Origin of the sequence: Loktanella sp. DJP18, from assembly GCF_049310965.1 — a bacterium.
In the GTDB taxonomy this organism is placed as follows: Bacteria; Pseudomonadota; Alphaproteobacteria; order Rhodobacterales; family Rhodobacteraceae; genus Loktanella.
The window spans coordinates 26987-45536 of record NZ_JBMERN010000029.1 but is presented as its reverse complement, the minus strand read 5'-3'; the positions used below and the strand labels follow the sequence as shown (position 1 = coordinate 45536).

The window sequence follows — 18550 nt, the reverse complement described above, 5'->3', positions numbered from 1 at the left end:
GGGTGGAGGGATTGCCCTTGTCCGCGCATCCTGACTTTACCGCCGCCTTCGAAGCCGCGCTGAAGGGGGCAGCCATGCCCGAAGGGGCCACCGCTGTGCTGCCAGAGGAGGTAAAGCAGCGCTTTGCCGTCTACCGCAACAAGTTGGCGGTCGGCCTGACGGCGGCGCTCGCCGCGCGGTTTTTCCGTGATCCGGCGTCTGGTTGGAGAGGCGTTCTATGCGGTGATGGCCCGCGTCTAGGCCGAGGCGCATCGCCCGCAATCGCCGGTGCTGCTGGCCTGGTGCGACAGCTTTGCAACTTTTCCGACGAGCTTTCCGCCACTGGCGGATCATCCCTATATGCCGATGTGGCGGGCGCGGACCTACCGTTTCAGGCTGGCTGCCTCGCGCGCCAACGCTTCGATCCCGGCCCAGTCGCCGGCCAGCATCATCTCTTTCGGGGCAACCCAGCTTCCGCCGACGCAGAGCGTGTTCGACAGGGCGAGGTAATCCGGCGCATTCTTCAGGCTGACGCCGCCGGTGGGGCAGAAGGACACCTGCGGGATCGGCGCGCCGATCGCCTTGAGGGCAGGGACGCCGCCATTCGCCTCGGCCGGAAAGAATTTCTGCACGGTGTAACCGCGTTCCAGCAGGCGCATCGCCTCTGACGCGGTGGCGGCACCGGGCAGTAGGGGCAGCTCGTTATCCTCGCAGGCGTCGAGGATGAGATCCGTCGCACCGGGCGAGACGCCGAACTGCGCGCCGGCGGCCTTTGCGTTCTCCACGTCCTTCGGTGTCAGCAGGGTGCCGGCACCGACGACGCCGCCGGGCACGGAGGCCATTTCCCGGATTGCATCGAGGGCAGCCGGGGTGCGCAATGTCACCTCCAGCGCGGGCAGGCCGCCGGCGATCAGCGCGCGGGCCAGGTCCGCGGCAAGCGATGCGTCGTCCAGCACCAGCACCGGAATGACCGGGGCCAGCAGGCACAGGTCGCGGTTCAGGGCAGAGGCTTGTTCGGGTGTCATGTCATGTCGCTTTCGGTTGCGCGTGGAGCCGGGAGATGCCTCCGGCGGGAGTTTAACTGGCCAGATGAAGGATCAAACCGCCACGCCGGCCCCTTCGGTTACCTGGCCCACGTTGCGGCGGAACACCTCGAAGAGCTCGCGGCCCACGCCGGTGCCGTTGCCGGACAGGTCGGCGATGGCATCCGTGCGGCTGTCGAGGTCGACGCCAAGCACGTCGATGGTGCCGTTCACCGCATCCAGCCGGATGATGTCGCCGTCGTTGATCTTGGCGATGGGGCCGCCGTTCGCGGCCTCCGGCGCCAGATGGATCGCCGACGGCACCTTGCCCGATGCGCCCGACATGCGCCCGTCAGTGACAAGAGCGACCTTCAGGCCCCGGTCCTGCAACACTGCCAGCGTCGGGGTCAGGCCGTGCAGTTCCGGCATGCCATTCGATTTCGGTCCCTGAAAGCGCACGACGATGATCGTGTCCGCCGTGAATTCGCCCGCCTTGAAGGCAGCCTTCACGCTGTCCTGATCGTGGAACACGCGGGCAGGGGCCTCCACGATGTGCCGCTCTTCTGCCACGGCGGATGTCTTCATCACGCCGCGCCCGAGGTTGCCGCTGAGTTGCTGCAACCCGCCGTGATGCTGGAAAGGGTCGGAGGCGGAGCGCAGTATCTTGGTGTTCAGGCTGGTGCCGGCGCCTTTGGCATAGGCGACGCGGTCGCCGTCCAGTTTCGGTTCCTGGGTGTAAAGTTCCAGCCCGTCACCGGCGACGGTCTTGACGTCGTCATGCAGCAGTCCCGCGTTCAGAAGCTCTCCGATCATGAAACCCAGCCCACCTGCGGCGTGGAAATGGTTCACGTCGGCCAGACCGTTGGGATAGACCTTGGCCATCAGCGGAGTCACGTCCGAGATGTCGCTGAAGTCCTGCAGGTCGAGGATGATCCCGGCGGCGCGGGCCATGGCAGGCAGGTGGATCACGAGGTTCGTCGAACCGCCCGTGGCCATCAGCCCGACAAGGCCGTTTACGAAGGCTTTCTCATCCAAGATGTCGCATACCGGGGTATAGGCGTTGCCCAGCGCCGTGATCTGCGCGGCGCGTTCGGTGCCCGCCACCGTCAGCGCGTCGCGCAATGGCGTGTTCGGGTTCACGAAAGACGCGCCCGGCAGGTGCAGCCCCATGAACTCCATCAGCATCTGGTTGCTGTTTGCGGTGCCGTAGAAGGTGCAGGTGCCCGGACCGTGGTAGGACGCCATCTCGGCCGCCATCAGCGCGTCGCGTCCGATTTCGCCGGTGGCGAACTGCTGACGGACACGGGATTTCTCGTCGTTGGGCAGGCCGCTGACCATCGGTCCTGCGGGCAAGAAGACCGACGGAATATAGCCGAAGGTCGCGGCGGCCATCACAAGGCCCGGCACGATCTTGTCGCAGACGCCAAGGTAGATGGCCGCGTCGAAGGTGTTGTGTGACAGCCCGACGGCGGCCGCGAGGGCGATCACGTCACGGCTGAACAACGACAGCTCCATGCCGGTCTGTCCCTGCGTGACACCGTCGCACATGGCAGGCACGCCGCCCGCGACCTGCGCCGTGGCACCGGCGGCGATGGCCGCGCGCTTGATCAGGGCGGGATAGGTCTCGAACGGTTGATGCGCCGATAGCATGTCATTGTAGGCGGTGATGATCCCGATGTTGGGCGCGGTCTCGCCCACCAGCGCATCCTTCTGGTCGCCCATCGCCGCATAGGCATGGGCCTGGTTGCCGCAGGTCAGATGCGACCGACGCGGTCCGGCTGCGGCCGCGCGCGCCATCGTGTCGAGGTAGGCGCGGCGCGGCCCTTCGGACCGGGCACGGATGCGGTCGGTGACGTCGGCGATCTTGGGATGCAGGGCCATGGTATCCCCCTCTCTGGCTTGGTTGTTCGTCGTATATCATGGACGGTTAGCGCTAACAACGGGCCGGAGCCGTGAAATTGCGCTGCGCGATCCATAATCCAGCCGCAATCGACGGGTTAACGTCCGCTTAACCGTCAGGGGACAGTGCAAACGGCAAGGGGCCGCCCATTGGTCAGGAGATGCGACATGGCGATGATGAAATGTGTGGCGATGTTCGGTCTGATGCTTGGTGCATCGGCGTGCGCGGATGCGGGCCTTGCGACACGCAACGCGCCCTTGCCGACCCTGGGGTTGGGCGTCGGCACCTCGCAGGTCGTGACCCGCGACTATTCCGTCCAGCGGATGCAGTTCCACGCGCCCGACACCATGAAGGTGTCAGAGGGCAACGGCTATTACCCCCTTGCCGACGTGGTCTGGCGTGGCGATCCCGTCGGTGACCGCATCGCCCAGATCGGCGCCATCTTCGAGACGGCGATGGACCGTGGGTCTGCCGATCTGAACGGGGCAACGCCTGTCGTCGTCGACATCGCGCTGAAGAGGTTTCACGGCGTGACGGAGCGCACGCGCTTCAGCGTCGGCGGCGTGTACAACATGGTGTTCGACATGACCGTCCTCGACGCCCGCAGCGGTGCCGTGATCGAGCCTGCGCGTGAAGTCGCGGCGAATCTGTCCGCACCCGGCGGCAACGCCGCACTGGTGGCCGAGATGCACGGCCAGACCGAGAAGGTTCGCGTCACGGATTATTTGACCCAAGTGCTGCACGACGAGCTGCGGGGCGAGGTCCAGACCGCCGGTCTGTAAACAGGCCACTGGCGGCGGCGAGCGTGTCACGCTAGAGGAGAGGGCATGAACATGCCCACTTATCCCACCGTCCGCCTGACCCCGAAGGGGGATGCCCGCGCGATCCGCCACGGCTACCCTTGGGTCTATGCCAATGAACTCGTCACCGATCGGCGCACCAAGGGGCTGACCCCCGGTGCACTGGCCGTGCTGGAGGATGCCAACCGCGTTCCGCTCGGCCTCGTGACCGTGAACCCCGCGTCCAAGATCATCTGCCGGATGCTGGACCGTGACACGGAAGCGGTGATCGATACTGCGTGGTTTGCCGCGCGGCTGACCCATGCGCTGGCCCACCGGGCGCGGATCTATGACCAGCCCTTCTACCGGCTTGTCCATGCCGAGGCCGACGGCCTGCCCGGCGTCGTGATCGACCGCTTTGGCGATGTCGCCGTGATTCAGCCGAACGCGGCGTGGGCGGATACGCTGATCGAACCCCTGACCGAGGCGCTGGTGCAGGTGACCGGCGTGACGACCGTGGTGATGAACGCCGCGGGTCGCGCCCGCAGTCTGGAAGGGCTTGATGATCGGATGGGCGTGCTGCGCGGTGAGGCGCCTGTGGCCGCAATCCCGGTGCCGATGAACGGGGCCACCTATATGGCCGACGTGATGGGCGGACAGAAGACGGGGTTGTTCTTTGACCAGCGTCCGAACCATGCCTTTGCCGCCAGCCTTGCGCGGGGCGGTCGCGTGCTGGACATGTTCGCCCATGTCGGCGGCTTCGGCCTTGCCGCACTTGCAGGGGGTGCCGCATCGGTGCTGGCGGTCGACGGATCGGAACCCGCACTGACGCTGGCCGGGCAGGGTGCCGAGGCGATGGACGTGGCCGATCGTTTCATCACGCGCAAGGGCGATGCCTTTGCCGTGCTCGAGGCGCTGGCGGAAGAAGGCGAGATGTTCGACCTTGTCGTTTGCGACCCGCCCGCCTTTGCCCCGAACAAGGCATCGCTGGAGGCAGGTCTGCGGGCCTATGAGCGCATCGCGCGGCTTGCGGCACCGCTGGTGGCCGAGGGCGGCTATCTGATGCTGTGTTCGTGCAGCCATGCCGCCGACCTTGCGCGGTTCCGCAACGCCAGCGCGCGCGGCATCGGACGGGCGGGGCGACGGTCCCAGGTGATCCATACCGGCTTTGCCGGGCCGGACCATCCGCTGCTGCCGCATCTGGCCGAAAGCGGATACCTGAAGGCCGTCACGTTCCGGCTGTAGGGGCGGGCTGTGAAAGTCCTGCTCGACGCCTGCGTGCTTTACCCGACCGTGATGCGCGAGGTGCTGATCGGCTGCGGGGCAGCGGGGCTATATCAGCCTTGCTGGTCGCCTCGTATCCTGGAGGAATGGGCGCGTGCCACGCAAAAACTGGGACCAGAGGCCGAGGTTCTTGCCCGCGGCGAGATCGCGGCGCTTACGGCCCGATTTCCGCGCGCAAGTGTTGCGCCGGATGCCGGTCTGCTGCGCAGGCTCTGGCTGCCTGACCCGGACGACATCCACGTTTTGGCCGCCGCCATAGCTGGTCATTGCGACGCGATCCTGACCCTGAACGCCAAGGATTTTCCCGGCAATCTGCTGGCAGAGGAGGGGCTGTTCCGGGCCGACACGGACGGGTTCATGCTGCGCCTTCACGACGAGGCCCCGGATGCCGTGTCAACCATCTGCCATGCCGTTCTGGAGGAGGCGAACCGCGTGTCGCCGGAACCCTGGACGATCCGCGCCCTGTTGAAAAAGGCCCGCCTGCCGCGGCTCGGCAAAAGACTGGCCTAGCTGAACAGGGGCTGGTCAAGGCTTCCAGCGTTCCTCGTTGGCGGCGATGGCGGCGATGCGCAGGTCAGTCTTCGGGTGGCTCAGAAGCCAGGCCGGGGTGCCGCTGCCCTTGGCTCCGGTCAGATGCTCCAGTTTCTTGAACAGCGACTGTTGCGGACCGGTGCCGATCCCCGCCTTCACCAGCAAGGCCGAGGCATAGGCGTCCGCCTCGAACTCGTCCGCGCGGGACAGGCGCGCGGCTAAAAGCGCCATCAGGCCGTTGCCGATCCAACCGCCGATCCCCGGCAGAAACCGGTTCAAGACCATCGCAATCGCCGTGCGCATCGCATTCTGCGCAGCGAAATCCGTCATCCGCCGCCGAGAATGGCCCAAGGCGACATGCCCTAGCTCGTGCGCGATGACACTCGCCAGTTCCTCGGCCGTGACCTCGCCGGCGCGGTAGTGGTCGAAAAAACCCCGCGTGATGAAGATGCGTCCGTCCGGCGCAGCCAGCCCATTCACCATCGCCACCTCGTAGATGTGAACACGGATGCGGTCGATCTCCAGCGCGCGGGCCATCTTGTCGGTCAACGCCTTCAGGCGCGGGTCTGCCAGTTCGGTCGAGGCACCATCCAGCTCTCGCCGGGTGCGCCAGGCAGAGAAGTGATAAAGCGCCAGCCCGTAGGCAATCGCGATCAGCAGGGGGGCAAACTTCAGCATGATCAACATATGGGGACAGGAGTCGCCATTTGCCAAGCCGCTGCGGCGATTTGATCGCGATCCCGCGGTCAGGCCTGTCCTTCGGTCAGGTCAGCAGCTTCATCGCGGCACCGATACCGGCCAGCGTCATCGGCTGCATCCGGTCTGCGCCGAAGATCTGCTGGATCATCTGGATCGACTGCGTGTGCGGCCAGTAGCGTGCGGGCAGGGGGTTGATCCAGACGTGGTGCGGCCACTGCGCGCGGGCACGTTCCAGCCAGACCGAACCGGCCTCTGCGTTCCAGTGTTCGTTGGCACCGCCGGGCGCTGCCACCTCGTAGGGTGACATGCTGGCGTCGCCGACAAAGATGCATTTGTAGTCGCTGCCATACTTGCGCAGCACATCCCATGTCGGCGTCTGCGCATTCCAGCGGCGGCGGTTGTCGGTCCAGACACCCTCATACAGGCAATTGTGAAAGTAGAAGTGCTGCATGTGCTTGAATTCGGCGCGTGCCGCGCTGAACAGCTCTTCCACCACCTTCACGTGGGGGTCCATGCTGCCACCGATATCAAGGAACAGCAGAACCTTTACCGCATTGCGCCGCTCTGGCCGGGTCTGCACGTCGAGATAGCCGTGTTCGGCGGTCTTCTGGATCGTGCCGTCGAGGTCCAGTTCCTCGACAGCGCCGTCCCGCGCCCATTTGCGCAAGCGTTTCAGCGCAACCTTGATGTTGCGCGTGCCCAGATCGACGGTATCGTCCAGATCACGGAATTCGCGCTTGTCCCAGACCTTGACCGCGCGCTGGTGACGGCTCTCGTGCTGTCCGATCCGCACCCCTTCGGGGTTGTAGCCATAGGCACCAAAGGGCGAGGTGCCGGCGGTGCCGACCCATTTGCTGCCGCCTTGATGCCGGCCCCTTTGTTCCGCAAGCCGCGCCTTCAATCGCTCCATCAGGGCCTCGAACCCGCCAGAGGCCGCGATCTCGGCCTTCTCGGCCTCGGTCAGGTGTTTTTCGGCCAGTTTTTCCAGCCAGTCGGCGGGGATGTCGACGGCATCAAGGACCTGTTGGTCGGTGATGGTCTCGAGCCCCGCAAAGCTGGCGGCGAAGGCGCGGTCGTAGCGGTCGATGTGGCGTTCGTCCTTGACCATGATCGTGCGGCCCAGGTGATAGAAGGCATCGACGTCGTAGGTCGCCAGCCCGGCCCGCATCCCGTCCAGAAAGGCCAGAAATTCGCGGATCGACACCGGAACACCGTGCTGGCGCAGGCTGTCGAAGAACCGCAGAAACACCTAGGCCACCGCGGCACGCTGGATGAAGACGAGGATGAACAGGCCGACGATGCCAAGGATCATGCCGAAGGCGGCCCCCCATTGCAGCATGTCCAACAGTTTGCCACCGCGCATCCGGGCACGGACAGCCCCGATCAGTGCGCCAAGGACGACGCCGCCAAGCGGTAGTATCATGGGGGAGCACCTTCTAGTAGGGGCGCAATCCGCTGATCTCTGCCAGCCGGTCGCGCACATTGGCATCACTGCCAAAGCCGTATCGCGCCCACCCCAGACTGTCCACCCGCACAGCCTCTGCCGCGACACTGTCGCCCTGCATGTCCAGCGCCTCGGCCTTGAACATCATCAGCGTGGCCATGAGGGCAGCGTTCTGGTGTCGCGCCGCCACGGGGATCGCCTTGTCGGCCAGATCGATCGTGCCAATTGCATCGCCGGCTGAGAGGGTGAAGGCGGCCTTCTGCACGGCGATATGGGCAGAATGGATCTGCATCAGCGGAGAGGCGGAATAGATCGCGTCGGCACGGCCGAACGCAGCAAGCGCCGCCGTCGAATCGTGCCCCACCTGCAAGCGTCCCAGCGCGTAATAGGAAAATCCCTCGCGCGGGCCGCCCCAGCCGAACTGTTGCGCGATGCGGACCGCGCGGTCGATGGACTGGCGGCGGGCCCCGGGGCTTGATCCGTTGGTCAGCGCGGTTTCCATCGCTGTGATCCAGTCGCGCGAGGTATCGGGAAAACTGCCTTGTCCGCCACGCTCTCCACGCGGGTTCAGGTGCGCTAGCAGCGGTCCGATGATCCCGGCAGCCTGCACCCGTCCGATCCCGTTGCGCAGTTCCGGCGCATAGGTGGCCCGCAGCATGAGCATGTCGAAACCGGTCAGCACGGCATGGATGTTGTCGTCGTTGAAGACGGAATCCGGCAAGCGATAAAGATCGTTCAGCGGTCCAAGGGCCTGGGCCAGTTCTTCGTGCAGGCAATCGCGGATTTCCTGCGGGGCGGCATCGGCTGGAATGAAGATCGTCGCATGGGTGCGCACCTTCAGGGTTGTCCAGTCGACGGCGTCGGTCTTGCGCATCGACAGGAATTCGGCCCAGTTGCGCACGCGCGGCACGACAAAGCAGGCGGCTTGCGGCACGGCCCGTTGCAGCACCTTCTGCGGCACCGCCTCGACCGTGATGCCGGCATCCGGTCGGTCGGTTCGGGAGATGTCGATCTGCGCCTCGCGTCGCAGACGCGCCAGCAGGGCGTCAAGGTCAGGGGCCAGTGTCGCCGGTGCACCGGGTGCTATGCGCACGGTGATCGGACCCTCGAACCTTGACATGCCCGCGATCGCACGGCCGTTTTCCATCCGGAAGACGAGGTCCAGAAAATCCTCGGCCATTTCGGAATTGCTGCGCGTAACCGGCACGACCGTGTTGTCACTGAACCCGCGCATGGCTGGCAGGGCGCTGACCGTGGCGGCCCGCGTGGCAGGTGCCGAGTCCGGGACTGGCGAACAGGACGCAAGAAGCGTCGCGACCAGAAACGTGCCAAAGCGATTCATGTGCGTGCGACCGCCGCCGGGGGAACGCGCGCGGGCCTGGTGTGATCGCGCATCGACACGGTCGGGGCGTCCCGGTGGCGTGCCGCGGGACGACCTGCGGCGACCGGCATGTTTGCCTTGGTCAAAACGACTCTCCTCATCAACGTCAGTCCTGTCTGTCGCAGGACTGCGACCCCTTCAGGACGCGAATGCGGCAATGCCATGAATGCGCGCCGGGGGTGCGGCCAGTAACACCGGGCCAATGTGGCGATGCGAGCGTTAAGGTTGTCTTTGCCTTGTTTCAGGCAAAGACGTTGCAGGGAAGGCGCGGTCCTCTGTGGCAAAGACAGCCACACTTACACGATCTGGTGGGATTACCGCGGATTGCGCGCCATGAAAGCCAGCCTTTCGAAAAGGTGGACGTCCTGTTCGTTCTTCAGCAGGGCACCGTGCAATCGGGGCAGGGACGATTTGCCATCGCGCCGCAGATCTTCGGGCGACAGGTCCTCGGCCAGTAGCAGTTTCAGCCAATCCAGCACCTCCGAGGTCGAGGGCTTCTTTTTCAGCCCCGCCGTGTCGCGCAGGTCATAGAATTGCGTCAGTGCCGTGGTCAGAAGCGCATCCTTGATCCCCGGATGATGGACGGCAACGATCCTGCGCATCGTGTCCATGTCGGGAAACCGGATATAGTGGAAGAAGCAGCGCCGCAGAAACGCGTCCGGCAGCTCTTTTTCGTTGTTGGAGGTGATGATGACGATGGGCCGCACGGCGGCCTTCACCGTCTCTCCGGTCTCATAGACGTGGAATTCCATCCGGTCGAGTTCCTGCAACAGATCGTTGGGAAACTCGATGTCGGCCTTGTCGATCTCGTCGATCAGCAGGACGGACCGCTGGTCGGCGGTAAAGGCCTGCCACAGCTTGCCGCGCTTGATGTAGTTCGATACGTCGTTGACCCGCGCATCGCCCAACTGGCTGTCGCGCAGCCGGCTGACAGCGTCGTATTCATAAAGACCCTGCTGCGCGCGCGTCGTGGATTTGATGTGCCATTCGATCATCGGCATCCCCAGCGCGGCCGCGACCTGACGCGCCAGTTCCGTCTTGCCGGTCCCCGGTTCACCCTTCACCAGCAAGGGGCGTTCCAGCGTGATCGCCGCGTTGACGGCCATCGTCAGGTCGTCGGTGGCAACATAGGCATCGGTGCCGGTGAATGTGGCGGTCATCTCAGTCTCCCTCTGATCGCGCGCAAGGTGTGGAATACGGACCCGCAGGGCAAGGCCCAAATGTGCCTTGACCTCGCATTAAATTGTTATCCAAAAGCAGCTTATCCTGCACTTTTATGGGGGTGACAGCCCTGCGCGTTGGGGGTAAACGGGCGCCAAGTCAGGGGAGTTTGTCAGATGTCCGGGGAAATCTTTGAACAGGTATCTGACGCAAACAGGGGCACCGATATGAAAGCAGAAACCTTCTTGCCGGACAATTACCGTCCGGCCGAAGACGAACCCTTCATGAACGAGCGGCAGATCGAGTATTTTCGCCGCAAATTGCTGAACTGGAAAGCCGATATCCTTGAAGACAGCCGCGACACCGTGGCAGGCATGAAGGACCAGACCCGCAATATTCCCGACATCGCCGACCGCGCCAGCGAGGAGACCGACCGGTCCATCGAACTGCGCACCCGCGACCGGCAGCGCAAACTGGTGGCCAAGATCGACTCTGCCCTACGGCGCATCGACGACGGTGAATTCGGCTACTGCACCATCAGCGGCGAACCGATCAGCCTCAAGCGACTGGACGCGCGTCCGATCGCGACCATGACGCTGGAAGCGCAGGAACGCCACGAGCGGCGCGAGAAGGTTCACCGCGACGACTGACCCGTGATCGCGCGTTCCCATGTCGCTGTCATCGGCGGCGGTATCGGCGGCCTGTCCACAGCGCTGGCCCTTGCGATGCAAGGGGCCAGCGTTGTCGTTTTCGAGCAGGCGCCAGAGATAGCAGAGGTCGGTGCCGGTCTTCAGATCACGCCCAACGGTGCCCGCGTCCTGACATGGCTCGGGCTTGAAGAGGCGTTGCAGGCCAAAGGCTTGCAGGCCAAAGCTGTGGTTCCGACCAATGGATTGACCGGGCGTGCCGTGACCCGGTTTGATCTGTCGCGCCAGACGCCGCCTTACCGGTTCGTCGCCCGCAGCGCCTTGATCGAGATGCTGGCCCGCGCCTGCCGTGCGCGGGGCGTGGACATCGTGCTGAACCACCGCGCCGAAGACTTGCCAGAGGCCGATCTCGTGATCGGGGCGGACGGCATCCGGTCCGCGACGCGCGGTCTGCTGAATGACACGGCCAAGGCACGCTTTACCGGGCAGGTCGCCTGGCGCGCGGTGATCCCGACGAAGGCCGCGCCCGAAGCACGCATCTGGATGTTGCCGCGCCGTCATGTCGTGACCTACCCCTTGCCCGGCGATGGCCTGAATATTGTCGCGGTGCAGGAACGCGCCGACTGGGCTGACGAGGGCTGGCACCACCCCGACGATCCCGCCCACCTGCGTGAGGCCTTCGCCGATGCCTGCGGGCCCTTGCAGGACCTGCTGATGCAAGTTGACGCGCCTCTGCTCTGGGGGCTGTTCCAGCATCCCGTCGCCCCGGTCTGGGTGACGGACCGGGTCGCGCTGGTCGGTGATGCAGCGCATCCGACGCTGCCCTTTCTGGCGCAGGGTGCGAACCTCGCGCTGGAAGATGCTGCCGTTCTGGCCCGTCAGATCGCGCTGCATGGCTTGCAAGACGGGCTGCCGCGCTATCAGGCGCTGCGCCAGCCCCGTGTGCAGCGCGCCATCGCGACTGCCAGTGCCAATGCGGTGAACTATCACCTGCGCGGCCCGCGGCGGATGCTGGCCCATGCCGGCCTGCGCGCGCTGGGGCGAGTGGCACCGGATGCCTTCATCGGTCGCCTGGACTGGCTTTACGGCTTCGATGCCACGGCCTAGGGCCAGTTGCGCGATGCTTCTTCCGTGGCCCGTTCCACCACTGTCATGGTGCGGTAATCGACCCGGTAGACCTCGTCTTCGATCCGGAAATAGATCCAGCCGTCCCGTGCCGGCGGCAGGCCATACCACGTCGCATCCATGACCATCGAGTAGCGACCGCGTTCGATCACCTCCCCGATCGCGACGGGCAGCGGACTCTTTGCGACGGGAATGACGTGGCACGCCCCGGCTGCAGCCATGCGGCACTGGCCGGCTGCCGTCGTGGCCAGTAACGTGAAAACAAGAACAATGAAGACCTTACGCAACGTCGTTCACCTCAGGCGGCAAGATCGATCCAGACCGGGACGTGATCGCTCGGCTTCTCGCGCCCGCGCAGATCCTTTTCGATATGGCAGTCGCGCAGCAGGTCGGCACATTGCGGTGTCAGCAGGGCGTGGTCGATGCGGATGCCGTCGTTCTTGTCCCAGGCTCCGGCCTGATAGTCCCAGAACGAATAATGGCCCGGTCCCTGCGTGCGGGCGCGAAAGGCCTCTGTGAAGCCTAGATTCACGATGCGTCGGAACGCGGCCCGACTGTCCGCACGAAACAGCGCATCCGACCGCCAGGCGTCGGGCCGCGCCGCATCCTCGGCCTGCGGAATGATGTTGTAGTCGCCCGCCATCAGCGCCGGCATCTCGGCCGCGAGCAAGGCCTGCGCCCGTGCATGAAGGCGGTCCATCCACGCCAGCTTGTAATCGAACTTGGGCCCCGGTGCCGGGTTGCCATTGGGCAGATAAAGGCAGCAGAGCCGGACCGCGACCTCGCCCACAACAGTCGCCTCGATCCAACGGGATTGTTCGTCCGCATCGTCGCCGGGCAGGCCGCGGGTCACGTCCTCCAGTGGCAATTTCGACAGCATGGCGACGCCGTTGAATCCCTTTTGACCGTGGGCCTCCACATTGTAGCCTAGGTCTTCGATGATCTGTCGGGGAAAGCCGTCGTCGACGGATTTAATCTCTTGCAGCAACGCCACGTCGGGGGCGCTGTCCTGCAACCACGTCGTCAGCGCCTCGATCCGCGCCTTGACACCGTTGATGTTGAACGTCGCGATTTTCATGGCCGGCCCCTTTTCGCGATACGCTAACGACGGGGCCGGGGTGAGACAAGCTTAGCGGTCGTCGCGCGTGCGCACGGGAATGCGGACGGGCTGGTCCGCCAACTGAGCGCCGGCGACAACCCCCAGACCGGCTAGGATGGCGATGGCGATGATGACAGTCATGGCGGTCTCCGTCTGATAAGAATCTATGGTAGCAACAGCGGCGGAAGAAAGAAAGTTCCACAACGCCGCATCACGTCAGATTGAGAAGGACGTCCCGCACCCGCAGGACGATGTGGCGTTCGGATTGTTGATGACGAAACGCGCGCCGATCAACTCTTCGGAAAAGTCGATGGTGGCAGAGGCGAGAAAGGGCAGCGAGACGGAGTCGATCACGACCGTCTCGCCGAGGTGATCGAGCCGCAGATCGTCGTCCCTGGGGTCGTCCAGCGCGATCTCGTACTGAAACCCTGAACACCCGCCGCCTTCGACCGCGACGCGCAGGGCCTTGCCTTGGGCAGCAGCGCCGATCTCGGCCAGACGATCGAAGGCGCGGGTGGTCACGGTCGGAGGAAGGGTCAGCATCTTGCACCTATCGGGAAGCGGTTGCATTCAATATAGGAACCACAGGCACAGGTCACAAGCAGGCAACAGATGGCAGCCCTCTATGCGACAGATCCCGCCCAGGCGCGCGGGCGGCTCTACCCTGAAGAGGAGAGTCATTTCCGCTCTCCCTTTCAACGGGACCGCGACCGGATCATCCACGCCAGCGCATTCCGCAGGCTGAAACACAAGACGCAGGTCTTCATCGAACATGAAGGCGATTACTTTCGCACGCGGCTGACCCATTCGATCGAGGTGGCACAGGTCGCCCGCACCGTGGCGGCGGCCCTCGACCTGAATGTGGAACTGACAGAGGCGGTGGCGCTGGCCCATGACCTTGGCCATACGCCCTTCGGCCATACGGGAGAGGAGGCGCTGGACCGCCTGATGCAGCCATACGGCGGCTTCGATCACAACGCGCAGGCGTTGCGGATCGTGACCGAGCTGGAACGTCACTACGCCGAATGGGACGGCCTGAACCTGACATGGGAGACGCTGGAAGGCATCGCCAAGCATAACGGTCCGGTGCCGAAACCCTATCCTTGGGCGCTGACCGCCTACAATGCGCGGCATGATCTGGAACTCGATACCCATGCGAGCGCCGAGGCGCAGGTCGCCGCGCTATCCGACGATATTGCCTACAATAACCACGACTTGCACGACGGTCTTCGCGCAGAATTGTTCAGCACGGATGAACTGGCGGAACTGCCGGTGCTGCGCGACTGCTTTGCCCGCGTCGATGCAAGGTATCCCGGCCTCAACTACTATCGTCGTCGGCACGAGGCGCTGCGCCGCTTCTTCGGCGTACTGGTGGAAGACGTGATCAACGTGAGCGCCGCCGATCTGAACGCCTTCGACCCGAAATCCGTTGCGGACGTGCGTCACGCCGGTCGCATGATGATCCAGTTCACGCCGGCGCTCTGGTCTGACCTCAAGGTGATTCGCCAGTTTCTGTTCGAACGCATGTACCGCGCGCCTGCGGTGGTCGAGATGCGGGTCGCCGTCACCCACATGATCGACGAACTGTTTCCCTTCTACCTGCACAATCCCGGTGAGCTGCCGAAGCAGTGGCGCAAGGAAGCGGCTGAGGCGCGCGACGATTTGACCTTGGCAAGGATCGTGGCGGACTACATCGCCGGGATGACCGACCGATTTGCAATTCAGGAACATGCCCGTCTGATCGGCGGCACCTCCGTTCCGCCCGGAGTGACCGATGGCCATTGAAACCGCGCCGGGTGCCCTGTCGCCCGTGATCGCCATCGCGCTTGTCGGCGGCCTTGGCGTGGGATCGCAATGGCTGGCATGGCGTTTGCGGATGCCGGCAATTGTCCTCATGCTGCTCGCGGGTGTCATCATAGGCCCCGTCACCGGCGTCTTCGACCCGGCCCGCGATTTCGGCCCGCTGATGGCGCCGATCATCGCCATAGCCGTGGCGATCATCCTGTTCGAAGGTGGGCTGACTTTAAACTTTCATCAATTGCGCGACGCTGCCGTCGGCGTGCGCAGGCTGGTCTTCATTGGCGCACCTCTGGGCTGGGTCCTATCGACGCTCGCGTTGCATTACGGCGCGGGGCTCACCTGGTCGTCGTCATGGGTCTTTGGTGGCATCCTGATCGTCACCGGGCCCACGGTCATCGCACCGCTGCTGCGCACCGCCCGGCTCTCGCGCCGCCCGGCACAGCTATTGCAGTGGGAGGCGATCGTTAACGACCCGCTTGGTGCGATGGCCGCCGTGCTGGCCTTCGAGGTCGTGCTGGTGCTGAATGCCGCCGCGACGGTCGGCGGCGCTATCGGTGAACTGGTGCTGGGCATCGGTTTTGCCACGGCCCTTGGCCTTGCGGCAGGCTATGGCCTCGCCGCCGCGTTCCATCGCGGCTGGGTGCCGGAATACATGAAGGTCTCGATCCTATTCGCGCTGCTGCTGGGCATCTTCGGCATGTCGGACGCGGTGCTGCATGAAAGCGGCCTGCTGGCCGTGACCGTCATGGGCATCGTGATCGCCAACGCCAATCTGCCCAGCTACGAGGAATTGCGCCGCTTCAAGGAACACGCCACGATCCTGCTGGTATCGGGAGTGTTCATCCTGCTGGCCGCCAACCTCGACTTCGCGGCTCTGGCTCTGCTGACCTGGCGGGCGGCGATTTTCCTTGTGCTTATCATCTTCGTCGCGCGGCCGCTGACAGTCTTTGCGTCGCTTCTGGGCTCTGGCGTTCCGTGGCGCGAACAGGTCCTGGTCGCATTCACCGGCCCGCGCGGCGTGGTTCTGGTCGCGGTCGCCGGGCTGTTTGCCGAACGCTTGCTGGACCTCGGGTTCGAGGATGCGGCTTTGATCGGCCCGCTGGCCTTCGTCCTTGTCGCCGCCACGGTCGTCATTCACGGCTTTACCCTGAAGCCCTTCGCCAAATTCCTGGGCCTGACGGGTGCGGGTAATCCCGGCGTCGTCATCATCGGTGGCGCTTCCTGGACAACGGCCCTGGCCGAGGCGCTGGTCAAGGCCGACGTGCCGGTCCTGATGACGGACCCCAACTTTGGTCACCTGCGCGCCGCCCGCGCCGCTGGCATCTCGACTTTTTCTGGCGACATCCTGTCGGAAGGGGCCGAACAGCGTCTTGAGCTGATCAGCTACGCCACGCTGTTGGCCGCCACCGACAATGACGCCTACAACACGTTGGTCGCCACGGACCTTGCCCCCGAATTCGGACGCGAGAACGTCTTTCAGGTCGCCCGGCAAAAGACCGAGTCAGCCCGCCACACGCTGCCTGCCACGCTGGGCGGCCGCACTTTCGCCCAAGGTGCGACCTTCGAAGAGATGAACCGCTTGATCCGCGAAGGCTGGACCTTTCGCGTCACGCGGCTGACGGCGGAATTCACGTTGAAGGACTGGTCCGAGAAGCGCCCGGCCTCGCACCTTGTGGCGCGCATCCTGCCGAACGGCGACTTCAAGATGGTCAGCGACGTCGCAGACATGCGCGGCATTCCCGACACGCGCATCATCGCACTGCGCCCACCGGAAACCGCCGACGACGGCTCCTTCGCGCCGCAGCCGCCGGGGCAGGTCTGAGGGCGCGGTCCCGTTGACCTCTGCGTTGGCGGTGGTATGACCGCCGGACACATGCAACGAAAGCCGCACTCCATGAACATCTTCGCCGATATCCGCGCCCTTGTCATCGACACGTTGGCCGGGATGGAGCGAGAGGGCATTCTGCCGGCAGGGCTTGCGACCGACGCCGTGTCGGTGGAACCGCCGCGCGATGCGGGCCATGGCGACATGGCGACCAATGCCGCAATGGTGCTGGCCAAACCGGCCAACATGAAACCGCGTGACATCGCCGATGCGCTGGCCGCCCGGCTGACGGGCGATCCCCGCGTGGCGAGTGCCGACGTGGCAGGCCCCGGGTTCTTGAATCTGCGGCTGGTGGACGAAGTCTGGCAAGGGCTGGTCGTCAGTGCCCTGACCGATCCCGGCTATGGCCGCGGCACGCTGGGGGCCAACCAGCGGGTGCTGGTCGAATATGTCAGTGCCAATCCCACCGGCCCGCTGCATGTCGGCCACACGCGCGGTGCGGTCTTTGGCGATGCACTGGCGAGCCTGCTCGCCTATGCGGGCTATGACGTGACGCGCGAATACTACATCAACGACGGCGGCGCGCAGGTCGATGTCCTCGCGCGGTCCGTCTATCTGCGCTATCAAGAGGCGCACGATCTGTCCGTCGACTGGCCCGAGGGCACCTATCCCGGCGACTACCTGATCGACGTGGGCGAAGGGCTGAAAGCGAAGGTCGGCGATGTCTGGCTCGATCAACCGGAGGATGTCTGGCTGGAGGATGTGCGGCTGTTCGCGACCGAGGCGATGATGGACCTGATCCGCGCCGATCTGGCCAAACTGAACATCACGATGGACAACTTCTATTCGGAAAAGTCCCTCTATGGCACCGGCAAGATCGAACAGGCGATTGCACGTCTCGACGCTGCCGGGCTGATCTATCGCGGCACGCTGGAACCGCCCAAAGGCAAGATGCCCGAGGATTGGGAGCCGCGCGAGCAGACTCTGTTCAGGTCGACCGCCCACGGCGACGATGTGGACCGGCCCGTGCAGAAATCGGACGGGGCCTGGACCTATTTTGCCCCCGACATCGCCTATCACTTCGACAAGATCGAACGCGGCTATGACGCGCTGATCGACGTCTTCGGCGCGGATCACGGCGGGTACGTCAAGCGGATGAAGGCGGCCGTATCGGCCCTGTCCGACGGGCGGGTGCCTCTCGATGTCAAGCTGACGCAGCTCGTGAAGCTCTATCAGAACGGAGAGCCGTTCAAGATGTCCAAGCGGGCAGGGACCTTCATCACCCTGTCCGACGTGGTGGACGAAGTGGGTGCCGACGTGACTCGCTTTCACATGCTGACGCGCAAGAACGACGCGCCGCTGGACTTCGATTTTGCCAAGGTGACGGAGCAGTCCAAGGACAATCCGGTCTTCTACGTCCAATACGCTCATGCGCGCGTGAATTCCGTGCTGCGCAAAGCCCGTGAGGCGGGCATCGACGTCGATGACGCTACGCTGGCAGGCGCGGAGCTGTCGAAGCTCGGCAACGCCGCAGAACTTGCCGTCGCGCGCAAGGTGGCCGAGTGGCCGCGCATGGTGGAGATCGCGGCCAAGGGCCACGAGCCGCACAAGATCGCCTTCTACCTCTACGACATCGCGTCCGATCTGCACGGGTTGTGGAACCTCGGCAATGCCGACGCGTCCCTGCGGTTCATTCAGGATGGCGACAATGCCACATCGCAGGCCAAGATCGCCTTGATCCGCGCCGTGCAGGTTGTGATCGCAGGCGGTTTGGGTATTCTTGGCGTCACACCGGCCGAAGAGATGCGCTAAGCGTCCGATACAGGCCAGAGGCAGTAAGCCGGGTCTGCAGGCCCGACAGAAACGAGGCAGTA

Annotated in this window: 18 protein-coding genes; 8 read left to right on the top strand and 10 right to left on the bottom strand. The window is 64.6% G+C overall.

Annotated features, from left to right (window positions below):
* Positions 1 to 362: 362 nt before the first annotated feature.
* Together eda and edd are read right to left on the bottom strand one after the other, a co-directional pair.
* Entirely contained in the window at positions 363 to 1004 is a 642-nt protein-coding gene (eda, locus tag ACOI1H_RS10900; protein ID WP_422437378.1) for a bifunctional 4-hydroxy-2-oxoglutarate aldolase/2-dehydro-3-deoxy-phosphogluconate aldolase, read from the bottom strand.
* 72 nt (positions 1005 to 1076) lie between these two features.
* Positions 1077 to 2882: a phosphogluconate dehydratase gene (edd, locus tag ACOI1H_RS10895; protein ID WP_422437376.1), complete on the bottom strand. Its 1806-nt coding sequence runs from the start codon at positions 2880 to 2882 to the stop codon at positions 1077 to 1079.
* Positions 2883 to 3068: 186 nt separating this feature from the next.
* Between edd and ACOI1H_RS10890 the strand changes: the two genes are divergently transcribed.
* Genes ACOI1H_RS10890 through ACOI1H_RS10880 form a run of 3 tightly spaced genes read left to right on the top strand, consistent with a single transcriptional unit; the run spans position 3069 to position 5474 of the window.
* On the top strand, positions 3069 to 3683 hold the full coding sequence (locus ACOI1H_RS10890) for a DUF6778 family protein (protein ID WP_422437374.1): 615 nt from the start codon (positions 3069 to 3071) through the stop codon (positions 3681 to 3683).
* A 45-nt stretch (positions 3684 to 3728) separates the two neighbouring features.
* Positions 3729 to 4925: an RSP_2647 family RNA methyltransferase gene (locus tag ACOI1H_RS10885; RefSeq protein WP_422437372.1), complete on the top strand. Its 1197-nt coding sequence runs from the start codon at positions 3729 to 3731 to the stop codon at positions 4923 to 4925.
* A gap of 9 nt (positions 4926 to 4934) precedes the next feature.
* On the top strand, positions 4935 to 5474 hold the full coding sequence (locus tag ACOI1H_RS10880) for an RSP_2648 family PIN domain-containing protein (protein ID WP_422437370.1): 540 nt from the start codon (positions 4935 to 4937) through the stop codon (positions 5472 to 5474).
* A 15-nt stretch (positions 5475 to 5489) separates the two neighbouring features.
* On the opposite strand, the gene ACOI1H_RS10875 is transcribed toward ACOI1H_RS10880, so the two are convergent.
* The 5 genes from ACOI1H_RS10875 to ACOI1H_RS10855 form a co-directional block, all read right to left on the bottom strand.
* Positions 5490 to 6173: a M48 family metallopeptidase gene (locus ACOI1H_RS10875; protein WP_422437369.1), complete on the bottom strand. Its 684-nt coding sequence runs from the start codon at positions 6171 to 6173 to the stop codon at positions 5490 to 5492.
* Between the two features lie 85 nt (positions 6174 to 6258).
* A complete protein-coding gene (locus ACOI1H_RS10870; RefSeq protein WP_422437367.1) occupies positions 6259 to 7443 on the bottom strand; it encodes a vWA domain-containing protein in 1185 nt (394 codons plus the stop codon).
* Positions 7444 to 7617, bottom strand: a complete 174-nt coding sequence (locus ACOI1H_RS10865; RefSeq protein WP_422437365.1) for a hypothetical protein — start codon at positions 7615 to 7617, stop codon at positions 7444 to 7446. It abuts the gene before it with no gap.
* A gap of 13 nt (positions 7618 to 7630) precedes the next feature.
* Positions 7631 to 8980 (bottom strand): DUF2927 domain-containing protein, encoded by a 1350-nt coding sequence (locus ACOI1H_RS10860; RefSeq protein ID WP_422437364.1) that lies wholly within the window; start codon positions 8978 to 8980, stop codon positions 7631 to 7633.
* Positions 8981 to 9333: 353 nt separating this feature from the next.
* Entirely contained in the window at positions 9334 to 10179 is an 846-nt protein-coding gene (locus ACOI1H_RS10855; RefSeq protein ID WP_422437362.1) for an AAA family ATPase, read from the bottom strand.
* Positions 10180 to 10407: 228 nt separating this feature from the next.
* Here ACOI1H_RS10855 and dksA point away from each other — a divergent pair, with 228 nt between their 5' ends.
* On the top strand, positions 10408 to 10830 hold the full coding sequence (gene dksA, locus ACOI1H_RS10850) for an RNA polymerase-binding protein DksA (RefSeq protein WP_422437361.1): 423 nt from the start codon (positions 10408 to 10410) through the stop codon (positions 10828 to 10830).
* A gap of 3 nt (positions 10831 to 10833) precedes the next feature.
* On the top strand, positions 10834 to 11934 hold the full coding sequence (locus ACOI1H_RS10845) for an FAD-dependent oxidoreductase (RefSeq protein ID WP_422437360.1): 1101 nt from the start codon (positions 10834 to 10836) through the stop codon (positions 11932 to 11934).
* On the opposite strand, the gene ACOI1H_RS10840 is transcribed toward ACOI1H_RS10845, so the two are convergent.
* The 3 genes from ACOI1H_RS10840 to ACOI1H_RS10830 form a co-directional block, all read right to left on the bottom strand.
* On the bottom strand, positions 11931 to 12239 hold the full coding sequence (locus ACOI1H_RS10840) for a hypothetical protein (protein ID WP_422437358.1): 309 nt from the start codon (positions 12237 to 12239) through the stop codon (positions 11931 to 11933). The two genes, ACOI1H_RS10845 and ACOI1H_RS10840, sit on opposite strands and share 4 nt — an antisense overlap.
* Before the next feature lie 11 nt (positions 12240 to 12250).
* Positions 12251 to 13030, bottom strand: coding sequence for an exodeoxyribonuclease III (gene xth, locus ACOI1H_RS10835; RefSeq protein ID WP_422437356.1), 780 nt, complete (start codon positions 13028 to 13030; stop codon positions 12251 to 12253).
* A gap of 237 nt (positions 13031 to 13267) precedes the next feature.
* Positions 13268 to 13591: a HesB/IscA family protein gene (locus tag ACOI1H_RS10830; protein WP_422437385.1), complete on the bottom strand. Its 324-nt coding sequence runs from the start codon at positions 13589 to 13591 to the stop codon at positions 13268 to 13270.
* Between the two features lie 72 nt (positions 13592 to 13663).
* Here ACOI1H_RS10830 and ACOI1H_RS10825 point away from each other — a divergent pair, with 72 nt between their 5' ends.
* From ACOI1H_RS10825 to argS, 3 genes are all read left to right on the top strand, one after another.
* Positions 13664 to 14836, top strand: a complete 1173-nt coding sequence (locus ACOI1H_RS10825; RefSeq protein WP_422437354.1) for a deoxyguanosinetriphosphate triphosphohydrolase — start codon at positions 13664 to 13666, stop codon at positions 14834 to 14836.
* On the top strand, positions 14826 to 16673 hold the full coding sequence (locus ACOI1H_RS10820) for a cation:proton antiporter (protein ID WP_422437352.1): 1848 nt from the start codon (positions 14826 to 14828) through the stop codon (positions 16671 to 16673). The genes ACOI1H_RS10825 and ACOI1H_RS10820 overlap by 11 nt, the downstream gene beginning before the upstream one ends.
* Positions 16674 to 16745: 72 nt before the next feature.
* The gene (gene argS, locus ACOI1H_RS10815; protein ID WP_422437350.1) at positions 16746 to 18488 is read left to right on the top strand and encodes an arginine--tRNA ligase; all 1743 of its coding nucleotides are present in this window, start codon (positions 16746 to 16748) and stop codon (positions 18486 to 18488) included.
* Positions 18489 to 18550: the final 62 nt, after the last annotated feature.